Consider the following 11,349-nt stretch of genomic DNA (forward strand, 5'->3'; position numbering starts at 1 on the left):
CTTTCCCGCGTGACAGCGTCAGCTGCATGTGCACGATCGACCTCCGAGGCTTCAGCCCGCATCGCGGGCGCCGCTTGCTGCACGGCTGTCGCCAGCGTAACTGACCGTTGTAAGAGGCGAGTTGGGCGGCGGGTTGAGCGCATTCGGCCCGATCGTGCCGTGTGAGCGGGCTCACGTCCGGGTGGCCGGGTGACGTCCCCGACGTCCTTGGGCCGAAGATGCCGCTGCATCGAAGAGCAGCGCATCGGGGACGTAGCAGTGTCGTGTCCCCGAATCTCTGTCGTGACGCATCAGGAGGTATGTGTGAGGGGCGCGGTCGCGGATGGAGGCGCTCGTAGTCGTTCGCGAATTCAGTGCGAATTCAATAGGAATTCAGCGCGAATAACGGTGATTCCCGTCCGGGTGGTGCTCTTCCTCGTTCGCGGCCGCCGCCGTTCCTCCCAGGGAGTCGCGGGCCTGGGCGGCGGCGTCGATGATGCCGTTCAGGAGATGTGACAACTGGTCGGCGGAGAGGGATGTCGGGTGCGACCCGCGCATTGCCAGGGCCTGAACCTTGTGCCGGCTCAGCGCCCGGACTGCCTCCAACTCCGTGTTGACCTGCTGGAAGACCTGCTCGTCGAGGAAGTAGGCCCAGCGTGCGATGCCCAGGCTGTGGGCCACCTTCACCAGCGTCTCGATGGTGAGATTGGTTCCCTCGGCGGACTCGGCTGCTGCCAGGGTGCGTTTCGAGACATGTGCACGCTCGGCCAGCCTGGCCAGGGTGAACGGCCCCTCCGGGTGGTGCTGCCGGATGTATCGCAGTCGCGCGGCGATCGCGGTCTTCGCCGCCTGGACCTGTCCGTCAAGGGTGTGCCCCATCGAACCGTCAAGCTCCTTGTGTCGGCCGTCCACGACTTCCCACCTCCATGGTGCAATATTCTGCATCATGCACGCAGCATGTTGCACTAGATCGCCTCGGCGGCTTATCGTCCTCGTAGTGAGGCGCGGGCCTCGGGGAGACGGGAGGTACCTGCTAAGAGGCCCTGCTGCACTGCGAGTTGCACGCGTCGACGACGAGTCATTGGGCAGTGTAATGACGTGATGGGTCTGCCCTGCAACCCGCATATGGCGACCTGCCGGTGGCCGGGCTTGACGCTGCCGCAGGTGAAGGCGGGCCTGTAGGCCTCGTCGGACCTGGCGTCCGTCGCAATCATGGCCGAGCTGCGGCCGCCGTGCTGCGCAGGCCCAGGGGAGAACTGCACGATATCGGGCTGCCCTTGAGCGCTCGGTGCCCAAATTGTTGATCACCACCTGCGGCAGCCGGCAGCGGTCGTCGGCCTGCAGATTTCTGTGTGGATGACGCCGAGTACCTGCGTCGTTCCAGTCCATTCCGTCGCCAGGTCCAGGTCATGTCCGAATCAAAGCTGAGCTCGACGGAGAACCACCGCCAACGGCTTCGGTTGACGAGTGGCGTGGGTGTCCGATTTCGCTATCGAGGAGGATTTCTTGAAGCTGACGGAAGAGACCGTGGCTCAGTACGGCCGTGATGGATTCGTCCTTGTGCCGGAAGTCTTCTCGCATGCCGAGCTGAAAGCCCTCAGGGCTGCGCTGGCCGAGGACCTGACGGCCAGGGGGCCTCACCAGGTCCTGGAGGACGACGACGTGACGATGCGGGCGGTCTACGCGTCGCACGCCCGTCACCCGGTCTTCGGCGGGCTCGTTTCATCCCGGAGGCTGCTCGGGCCGGCGATGCAACTGGTGGACCAGGATCTCTATGTGCATCAATTCAAGATCAACACGAAGCGGCCATTCGGTGGCGAATCATGGGCCTGGCACCAGGATTACCCCGTGTGGCGTGACGCCGACCGGATGCCGGCGCCGCGCGCCGTGAACGCTGCCGTCTTCATGGACGACGTCACCGAGTTCAACGGCCCCGTGGTCTTTCTCCGAGGCTCGCACAGGCTCGGGTCGGAAGCCAGCTCGCGTCGGCGCGGCGATCAGGCGGAGGAGCACATCGACCCGCACGACTACGCGCTGTCCACCGCTGACCTGACCAAGCTCGCCGAGGTGCACGAGATGACGAGTCCCAAGGGTCCCGCCGGAACCGTCGTGTTCTTCCACCCGGAGATCGTGCACGGTTCCGCGCCCAACATCTCACCCTTCCCGCGGGACCTGATGATCGTGACCTACAACGCTTCTTCCAACGCCCCGAGGCCGTCGGGCGAACCACGCCCCGAATACTTGGTGGGCCGGGACACGAAGCCCCTCGTCCCCCACTCCCACCCCCTCGAGGCCGCCGCGACGTCCATGGCATGGGCGGGATCGTGACGACCGGACAGTTCGCCGCCGCGGCGGTTCTCGAGGAGTTCGGAAAGCCGATCTCGATACGTCACCTGCCCGTGCCCGAGCCGGGCGACGGCGAGATGCTCATCGACATCACGTACGGCGGCATATGCGGAACCGATCTGCATCTGCAGCAGGGCCACCTGCCGATTCCCACCCCGCTGACGCTCGGGCACGAGGGACTGGGGACGGTCCGAACCCTCGGACCGGGAGCGGCTTTTGACGCGCGCGGCGCGCAACTGGCCGTGGGGGACACGGTCATGTGGGCCTCGTCGATATCGTGCGGCCGTTGCGTCCCCTGTCGGCAGTATCGCGAACCCACCTTGTGCGAGGCGCGCCGGACGTACGGCGTCAACCGCCCGCTCGGCGAAGGCTCCGGACTCTCCGGTGCCTGGGCTGAAGCCATTCTCCTGCATCAAGGGGCGGTGGTCGTGAAACTGCCCCAGGGCGTGGACGAGTTGGCTGCCATGTCGCTGGCCTGTGCCGGACCGACCCTGGTGCACGCCTTGTACGAGCGGCGTCCCGTACTCCTCGGGGAAACCGTGATCGTCCAGGGGAGCGGACCGGTCGGCCTGGCTGCCGCGGCGTTTGCGCATCTGGCCGGCGCGGAGAAGGTCATCCTGGTCGGCGGCCCACGCCCGCGGCTGGACCTGGCCGCGAGGTGCGGAATCGGCGACCACCACATCGACATCGTGGACGGGGAGCCCGGGCGGGCCCTCGACCGGGCGCGCGAGCTGACTCCGGGTGGTCACGGTGGGGATCTCGTCATCGAGTGCGCGGGCGTTCCGCAGGCGGTCGCCCAGGGCATGACACTGGCCCGGCGCGGTGGCTCGTACCTCATCGTCGGCCAGTACACGGACAACGGGGACACCATGCTGAACCCGCACCAGATCGTCCATCGCCAACTCGACATCCATGGCTCCTGGGCGTTCAGCGGTGCCCACCTGGTCGAGTACGTGCGACTGCTTCCCGCGCTCTCCAGCCGTTTCGACCTTCGAGGCCTGGTGGTTCCCTTTCCGCTGGCCGACATCCGACGGGCCACGGAAGCCGTGGCCAACGGCACGGTCATCAAGGCCGTACTCCAGTCGTCCTGACGTCCTTTCAGTGATCTGACGGTCCGCCCGCGGCGTGCCGGTTGCGTACGCGGTTTGAGGAGCGAGACATGCCTGCCCCCCTCTTCGGAGACACCTTCCCAGACACCGAAATCTTCGGTGACGCCTATATGCAGGACCCGTACGGCGCCTATGTGCGGTTACGCAAGGCCGGGCCGGTGCACCAGGCGAAGACGCCCAGCGGCCTTCCCGTCTGGGTGGTCACCGACTACGAAGCGGTACGCGCCGCCCTGACCGATGGGCGTCTGGCCAAGGATGCCGACCGCATGAGGGCGATCGCCGACCGCAAGACGGCCGCGGCCGGCGGGCCCTCGTCGGTGTCCGAGACACTCGCGGCCAACATGCTCAACAGCGACCCGCCCGACCACACCCGGCTCCGCAAGCTCGTGGTCAAGGCGTTCACCACGCGTCGCGTCGAGCAGTTACGGCCACGGATCGCCGGCATCACCGACGAGCTGCTCGACTCGCTCGAACTGCGCGCACGAAACGGCCAGGCCGTCGATCTGATCAAGGACTTCGCCTTTCCGGTGCCCATCGCGGTCATCTGCGAACTGCTCGGAATCCCCCTCGCGGAGCGCGAGACCTTCCGTGCCTGGTCCAAGACGCTGGTAGGCGCCGGACCGCGAGAGGATGTGCGGCACGCATCGATGGCCATGGGGGGCTACCTCATGCAGGTCATCGCGGCCAAGCGTGCCCAGCCGTCCGACGACCTCCTCTCCGACCTCATCCAGGTCAGCGACGACGGAGACCGGCTGGACCGGCTCGAAGTCGTCTCCATGACGATGCTGCTTTTGGTGGCCGGACACGAGACAACCGTCAACCTCATCGGCAACGGGATCCTCGCCCTGCTGCGCCATGACGACCAGCGTGCGGCGCTTCGGGCCGATGAGAGCCTGATCCGCGGCGCCGTGGAAGAACTGCTGCGCTATGACGGCCCGGCTCCCATGGCCACGATGCGTTTCACCGCGGAGCCGGTGGAGATCGGCGGAGTCACCATTCCCGCCGGAGAAATCGTGTTCCTGGGGCTGGCCGCGGCCAACCGGGACGGGAGCAGATTCGACCGCCCCGATGAGCTCGACATCACAAGGCCCATCGGCGGACATCTGGGCTTCGGATTCGGAATCCACCACTGTGTCGGGGCTCCGCTGGCCAGGCTCGAAGCCGAAGTCACCTTGGGCAAGTTCCTCAGGCGCTTCCCTGACGCACGGCTCGCTGTTTCACCCGGCGCGCTGCGATGGCGGTCCAGCGTGATCATGCGTGGTCTCGAGAGCCTCCCGACAACGCTCGCCCTGGCCGGACGAGTTGCCCACGCCGACACGGACACCAAGTGAGGAGAGACATGGGTACCGCGGAAGAGAACAACGCCAACTTGATGCGAGTGAAGAAGATCGTGTGCGATCGACTGGAACTCGACGAGGAAGAGGTAACCCTCACCAGCCTTTTCCGTGACGATCACGGTGCCGACTCCTTGCAGAGCATCGAAATCCTCGCAGCCCTGGAGTCGGAGTTCGACATTGAGATCGACCAGGCCCACATGGCGCGGATGGTCAATGTGCAAGGCGTCTACGAGGTCGTAGCCGAGATCGTCGGCTGGTAGGCGCAGTCCCATCCGTCACCGATTTGCAGGAGTCTGATGTCCACGGTGCCCCTTGACATGATGCCAGGTGCCTCACCGCGCCGAGTCGTGCTGACCGGCATGGGTGTCGTATCGAGCATTGGCATCGGCGTGAGCGAATTCGCCGCGTCGCTTCGCGCCGGACGAAGCGGCGCGGGGCCGATCAGTCAGTTCGATACCGCAGGATTCGCTCATGCCAATGGCTGTGAGGTGACCGGGTTCGAGCCCGAACGCTGGGTTTCCCACCTGGATCCGGAGGATCTCGGGCGGGCCAGCCAGTTCTCCGTCGCCGCCGCGCGGATGGCCGTCGCGGATGCCGGTCTGACGACCAGGGCCCTCGCGGCTGAACGCGGACTGATCTGTATCGGAACCACCGACGGCGAATCGCATGACCTGGACCGACTTGTGGAGATGGAGCTGCGGGACGGCCCGGAGAACATGTCCGCGACCGTCGCCGGGCGGGTCAGCCCCATCCGGCTCTCCACAACCATCGCCCAGGAACTCGGCCTCACCGACGTCGAGACATCGTCGATCGCGACCGCCTGCGCGGCGGGGAACTACGCAATAGGCAGCGGTTTCGACGCGGTCCGTTCCGGAGAGGCCGACTTCGCCCTGTGCGGGGGTGCCGACGCCATCTGCCGCAAGACCTTCACCGGTTTCTACCGGCTGGGCACCATCGCCCCCGACGTCTGCCGGCCCTTCGACAAGGACCGCAAGGGGATCCTCACCGGAGAGGGCGCGGGCGTTTTGGTGCTGGAACCCCTGGAATCCGCGCTCGCCCGTGGCGCCCGTATCTATGCCGAAGTCCTCGGATACGGTCTCAACTGCGATGCCTACCACCAGGTGGCACCCCATCAGGAGAGCGTCACCCGCTGCATGGAGCTGGCGTTGAAGGATGCCGGTGTCGACCCGCGTGACGTGGATATGATCTCGGCTCACGGCACCGGTACGAAAGCCAATGACGTCACCGAGACCCGGGCCATTCGAGACCTCTTCGGCGATAATCCGCCGCCCACCGTTTCGATGAAGTCCATGCTCGGCCACACCATGGGGGCCGCAAGCGCGCTGGCCGCCATTGGCTGTGCCCTGGCGCTCACACACGGATTCATCCCGCCCACCATCAACCATGTCACCACCGATCCGGAATGCCAGATCGACTGCGTCCCCAACGAGGCGGTCGAGGCCGGCCTGAGGATCGTCCAGAACAACGGCATGGCGTTCGGCGGGAACAACGCGGTGCTGATTCTTGGCGCTTACGAAGACGAGGTGAACTCGTAATGACGGCCACAAGGCCCGCCAACGGCCGCCGCCTCGTCATCACTCGATGGTCGGCCATCTCCCCGTTCGGGCTGGGGCGGAAGGCGTTCCAGGAGGGCATGCGCACCGGGCGGAAGACGGTGACCGCCATCGACGGCGAGCAGTGGTCCGCTCCCGAACGGCGCGCCTGCCTGGTACCGGACTTCTCCGTCAGGGAGTTGCTGGGGAAAAAGGGCACCCGCGACATGGACCGGGTGACGGGCCTGGCTGTTGGCGCGACGGCGCAGTTGTTGGGGGACGACAGCGGAGGGCCGTCCATTCCGACGGGGGAAGGCACCGGTCTCGTCCTCGGAACGACAACCGGCAGCGCCGAGAGCATGATGGGCTACACCCGCACATCGATGCGGAAGCCGAAGCCGTACCTCGTCGATCCCGCATTGATGCCGTACGCGGTCATGAACTGCGCCGCCGGGCAGTGTGCGATCTGGCATGGACTCAAGGGCCCGAACGCCACGATTGCGGGCGGCCCGTCCGCGGGCCTTCTCGCACTCGTCTACGCACGACGGCTGCTCGCATCCGGGCGTGCCGAAAGGATCCTGTGGGGTGCCGCGGAGGAATTCTCCGCCGCGCGTTCCTGGATCGAACATCACCGGCGCGGAGGGGAAGCGGTCGACTCGGTCCTCGGGGAAGGCAGCACGATGTTCCTCCTCGAGTCCAAGAACGACGCCGACGCCGAGTCCGACTACGAGTTCGAGCGTCAGCCGCTTGCCGATGTGATCGACGTGCGTTCCCGAACCCACTCGCGTGGTGCCGTCCGCGGCGCACTCGCCCGGTGCGTCTCGGATGTTCTGGAGAGGAACGGCGTACACCCCGGCGAGGTGTGGGCCATCGCTCCCTCCGGGATGCAGACCCAGTACGCGGACCAGGAATCCGATGCGCTGCACGACTGCTTTCCGCGCGCCGATGCCAGATGGATCCAGGTGACGGACCTGCTGGGCGACACGGGAGCGGCCGGGGCGACCTTCCAGATCGCCGCGACTTTGAGCCTCGCGGGTCCGGAGACTGCGGGCAGAGTCGCAGTGATCACCTCCGTGGACAGGGACGGCACCGTTGCGTGTTCGCTGATCAGGACGAGGGGCGAGGCCCGATGAGCGACAACCGGACGACCGGGGCCACGGGGGCGGACGCGGGGGCGTCCCGAGTGGCCCTGGTGAGCGGAGGCTCACGGGGGATCGGCCGCGCGGCCGTGCTGAGACTGGCGCGTGACGGCTTCGACGTGAGCTTCTGCTACCAGTCGAACACCGCAATGGCGGAGGCGGTCCGGAAGGAACTTGCCGACCTCCCTGTCCGGACGCTCGCCGTGCGGACCGACGTGTCGGACGCGGACGCCGTACGCGCGTGGGTCTCGCGCACCGAACGCGAACTGGGCCCCATCGACGTGGTCGTCACCTGCGCCGGCATCACCAGGGACAAGCCACTGATGATGATGGGCGACGACGACTGGCACCAGGTCCTCGACACCAACCTCGACGGTTGTTACCACGTGAACCGGGCCGTCGTCGTCCCGATGATGAAGCGGAAGTCCGGCTCCATCATCAACGTTTCCTCCGTCTCCGGTGTTTACGGAAACCCCACCCAGGCCAACTATTCGGCATCGAAGGCCGGGATCATCGGATTCTCCAAGGCACTGGCCAAAGAGGTCGGACGGTTCGGCGTGCGGGTCAACGTTGTTGCCCCCGGGCTCATTGACACCGATATGACCGACGCCTTGAGCGATCAGGCCAGGGGGGACCTGCTGCGTGCGATTCCGCTTCGGCGGTTCGGTCACGTCGAGGAAGTCGCAGATTTCATCTCCTACTTGTCCTCGAGTGCTGCGTCGTACATCACAGGCAGCGTGCTCGAAATCCACGGTGGCATCACCATCTGAAAGCGCGGAGAGCGCTTATCCACAGCTGGTTCAAATTGCGTGAAGACGGGAGCGACTCGTTGTCCAGTGGCCGCCGCGGAATCGTCCTGCCGTTGTCCTCGGCACAGCGCGAAGTATGGTTTGCGCAACAACTAGACCTGGACAATCCGATCTACAATGTCGGGGGCTACCTCGAGATTCTCGGTCCGATCGACCCGACGCTGTTCGAGGTGGCGCTTCGTCAGGCCGTCAACGAGGCCGAGACTCTCCACGTGCGGTTCGTGGAGCACAGGGGCGAACCGGGACAGGTCCTCGAACCCCCGTCGTCGCAGTGGCCACTGCACCGTATCGACGTCGGCGACGCCGCGGACCCACGAGCCGCCGCAGAGGAGTGGATGCGGGCCGATCTCACGCAACCGTACGACCTCTCTCGGGCCCCGCTCTTCCGTCAGGCGCTCTTCACCGCCGGCCCCGACCGCTTCTTCTGGTACCAGGGCACCCACCACATCGTGCTCGACGCCCTCAGCGTCTCACTCGTCATCCGACGCGTGGCCGAGGTGTACACGTACCTCACCAACAACGAGCCGGTCCCGGCCACCCGCTTCGGGTCGTTCACCTCTCTGCTCGACGACGAAGCGGACTACCGCCGGTCACGCCAGTACGAGAAGAACCGCGCCTACTGGCTGAACCGCTTCAGCGACGCCTCCGAAGCCGTACGGTTCGCCGGTCCGCCCACCGCCATGCCGTCCACCTTCCTGCGCCGCACGGCCTACCTTCCGCACGACGTCTCGCAGCTCGTCCGCAAGACCGCCGCGGACACAGGGACCATCGCCCCCGGCGTGATCACCGCCGCAGTGGCCGCCTTCCTGCAGCGGATGAGCGGCGCGAGCGAAGTCGTACTCGGTCTCGCCGTCACCGGCCGTGACAGCAGCCGGCTGCGGCGCATCCCCGGCATGCTCGCGCACGCTGTTCCGCTCCGGCTGCGGGTAGGGGCCGACACGACCCTGGCGGACCTTGTGCGCCGGACCTCCCAGGAGACCTTCCAGGCGCTGCGCCACGTTAGGTACGGCAGCGACGAACTCCGCCGCGATCTGCCTGCTGCCGGCGGACGCCAGGGCGTCTTCGGCCCGCTCGTCAACTACATGTCGTTCGACTACGACCTGCGCATGGGGCCCCATCGCACGCGCTTCCACAACATCTCCAACGGCCCCGTCGAGGACCTGTCGATCGCCGTCTACGACACCAACGACGGCCAGGACATTCGACTCGACTTCGACGCCAACCCGCAGCTGTACAGCGAGTCCGAGGTTGCGACGCTGCAGCAGCGGTTCCTGCGCTTTCTCGAATCCTCCCTCTCCCGCGACATCGAGCAGCCGATCGCGCGGGCTGAGCTGCTGTCGGCGCAGGAGCGCGACCGGATGCTGGTGGGATGGAACGCCACGGGCCGGGAATCGGTGGTGCCGGCGCTGTTGCCGGAGAAGTTCGAGGCCCAGGTGCGTGCGACACCCGACGCTGTCGCGCTGGTGTGCGGCACATCCGAGGTGTCGTACGGTGAGTTGAACGCACGAGCCAACCGCCTGGCCCGGTTGCTGATCGCGCGCGGCGCGGGGCCGGAGCAACTCGTGGCCCTGGCCGTTCCGCGCTCGATCGACCTGATGGTCACGGTGCTGGCCGTGCTCAAGGCGGGGGCTGCCTATCTGCCGCTGGACGTCGACTATCCGGCGGAGCGGCTGGCGTTCATGGTCCGCGATGCCTCACCGGTGCTGTTGGTCACCACCGCGGCGGCCGAGGAACTGCCGTGTGGAGTCGAGCGAGTGCTGCTGGACGACCCGGCGATGCTCAAGACACTGGCACAGACACCGGCGGGTGATGTGCAGGCTACGGAGCGCCCGGGCGTGGTGGTGCCGCAGTCGCCGGCGTATGTGATCTACACCTCCGGTTCCACGGGCACTCCCAAGGGCGTGGTCGTCACGCACGCAGGTGCGGCGAGTCTCGTCTCGCAACAGGTCGAAGGACTTGACGTCACCGCGGACAGCAGGGTGCTGCAGTTCGCTTCGGCGAGCTTCGACGCCATGTTCTGGGAATGGTGCATGGCGCTCCTGACCGGAGCCACGCTGGTGCTTGCGGCGAACGAGCGCCTCGCGCCGGGGCATGCGCTGGCCGAACTGGCAGCCGAGCACCGCATCACCCATGCCACGATTCCCCCCGCCGCGTTGGCGACCATGGCACCGGACTCCCTGCCCACGGTGACCACGCTCGTGGTCGCCGGTGAGGCGTCGTCGGAAGCCCTCATCCGTGACTGGTCCCGAGGGCGGACGGTGATCAACGCCTACGGGCCGAGCGAATCCACCGTCTGCGCGACCATGAGCAGCCCCCTGCCGGGGACCGGTGCGCCTGCGATCGGGCGGCCGATTGCGAACTCCCGGGTGTATGTGCTGGATGCGGGGTTGGCTCCGGTGCCGGTGGGGGTTGTGGGTGAGTTGTATCTGGCGGGGGTGGGTTTGGCGCGGGGGTATTTGGGGCGTCCGGGGTTGACGGCGGAGCGGTTCGTGGCGTGTCCGTTCGGGGCTGTGGGGGAGCGGATGTATCGCACCGGGGATCTGGTGCGCTGGAACGGTGCTGGTGAGCTGGAGTATCTGGGCCGGGTGGACTCGCAGGTGAAGGTGCGGGGTTTCCGGATCGAGCTGGGGGAGGTCGAGTCGGCGCTGGCGGGGCTGGAGTCGGTGGCGCAGGTCGCGGTTGTGGTGCGGGAGGACCGTCCCGGTGATCGGCGGATCGTTGCCTATGTGGTGCCGGGTGGGGGTCAGGTGGTTGTGCCGGGTGATGTGCGTCGGCGTGTGGCGGAGGTGTTGCCGGAGTACATGGTGCCGTCGGCGGTGGTGGTGCTGGATGTGTTGCCGTTGACGCCGAACGGGAAGTTGGACCGCAGGGCTCTGCCGGTGCCGGAGTTTGGTGGGCAGGTGGCCGGGCGGGCCCCGCGTACGGCGCAGGAGGAGGTGTTGTGCGAGCTGTTCGCGGGTGTGCTGGGGCTGCCGCGGGTGGGTGTGGATGACAACTTCTTCGATCTGGGTGGTCATTCGCTGTTGGCGACGCGGTTGATCAGTCGTGTGCGGTCGGTGCTGGGTGTGGAGTTGTCG

9 protein-coding genes are annotated in these 11,349 nt (G+C 66.7%); 8 read left to right on the forward strand and 1 reads right to left on the reverse strand.

Going from position 1 to position 11,349, the window contains the following annotated elements; all coding sequences use genetic code 11:
* Positions 1-372: 372 nt before the first annotated feature.
* Positions 373-858, reverse strand: coding sequence for a helix-turn-helix domain-containing protein (locus AAW14_RS19295; RefSeq protein ID WP_265565122.1), 486 nt, complete (start codon positions 856-858; stop codon positions 373-375).
* A gap of 627 nt (positions 859-1,485) precedes the next feature.
* Between AAW14_RS19295 and AAW14_RS19300 the strand changes: the two genes are divergently transcribed.
* The 8 genes from AAW14_RS19300 to AAW14_RS19335 form a co-directional block, all read left to right on the forward strand.
* The gene (locus AAW14_RS19300; protein ID WP_265565123.1) at positions 1,486-2,307 is read left to right on the forward strand and encodes a phytanoyl-CoA dioxygenase family protein; all 822 of its coding nucleotides are present in this window, start codon (positions 1,486-1,488) and stop codon (positions 2,305-2,307) included.
* Positions 2,304-3,416 carry a zinc-binding dehydrogenase gene (locus AAW14_RS19305; protein ID WP_265565124.1) on the forward strand — a complete coding sequence of 371 codons (1,113 nt, stop codon included), beginning with the start codon at positions 2,304-2,306 and terminating at the stop codon, positions 3,414-3,416. Before AAW14_RS19300 ends, AAW14_RS19305 begins: the two co-directional genes overlap by 4 nt.
* 68 nt (positions 3,417-3,484) lie before the next feature.
* A complete protein-coding gene (locus AAW14_RS19310; protein WP_265565125.1) occupies positions 3,485-4,765 on the forward strand; it encodes a cytochrome P450 family protein in 1,281 nt (426 codons plus the stop codon).
* Between the two features lie 8 nt (positions 4,766-4,773).
* Positions 4,774-5,031: an acyl carrier protein gene (locus AAW14_RS19315; protein WP_265565126.1), complete on the forward strand. Its 258-nt coding sequence runs from the start codon at positions 4,774-4,776 to the stop codon at positions 5,029-5,031.
* 36 nt (positions 5,032-5,067) lie between these two features.
* Entirely contained in the window at positions 5,068-6,327 is a 1,260-nt protein-coding gene (locus tag AAW14_RS19320; protein ID WP_265565127.1) for a beta-ketoacyl-[acyl-carrier-protein] synthase family protein, read from the forward strand.
* Positions 6,327-7,457, forward strand: a complete 1,131-nt coding sequence (locus AAW14_RS19325; protein WP_265565128.1) for a beta-ketoacyl synthase N-terminal-like domain-containing protein — start codon at positions 6,327-6,329, stop codon at positions 7,455-7,457. Before AAW14_RS19320 ends, AAW14_RS19325 begins: the two co-directional genes overlap by 1 nt.
* On the forward strand, positions 7,454-8,233 hold the full coding sequence (gene fabG / locus AAW14_RS19330; protein WP_265565129.1) for a 3-oxoacyl-[acyl-carrier-protein] reductase: 780 nt from the start codon (positions 7,454-7,456) through the stop codon (positions 8,231-8,233). The genes AAW14_RS19325 and fabG overlap by 4 nt, the downstream gene beginning before the upstream one ends.
* 59 nt (positions 8,234-8,292) lie before the next feature.
* Positions 8,293-11,349, forward strand: a 3,057-nt coding sequence (locus AAW14_RS19335; RefSeq protein WP_265565130.1) for an amino acid adenylation domain-containing protein, incomplete at its 3' end; no start/stop codon positions are given.

The sequence above is a fragment of the Streptomyces hygroscopicus genome (assembly GCF_026168105.1).
GTDB lineage: Bacteria > Actinomycetota > Actinomycetes > Streptomycetales > Streptomycetaceae > Streptomyces > Streptomyces hygroscopicus_D.

What these genes read in the sequence shown, in the direction of transcription:
- AAW14_RS19295 (WP_265565122.1), bottom strand. Translation starts at nt 858, where the DNA reads ATGGGGCACACCCTTGACGGACAGGTCCAGGCGGCGAAGACCGCGATC.
- AAW14_RS19310 (WP_265565125.1), top strand. Translation starts at nt 3,485, where the DNA reads ATGCCTGCCCCCCTCTTCGGAGACACCTTCCCAGACACCGAAATCTTC.
- AAW14_RS19315 (WP_265565126.1), top strand. Translation starts at nt 4,774, where the DNA reads ATGGGTACCGCGGAAGAGAACAACGCCAACTTGATGCGAGTGAAGAAG.
- AAW14_RS19320 (WP_265565127.1), top strand. Translation starts at nt 5,068, where the DNA reads ATGTCCACGGTGCCCCTTGACATGATGCCAGGTGCCTCACCGCGCCGA.
- AAW14_RS19325 (WP_265565128.1), top strand. Translation starts at nt 6,327, where the DNA reads ATGACGGCCACAAGGCCCGCCAACGGCCGCCGCCTCGTCATCACTCGA.
- fabG (WP_265565129.1), top strand. Translation starts at nt 7,454, where the DNA reads ATGAGCGACAACCGGACGACCGGGGCCACGGGGGCGGACGCGGGGGCG.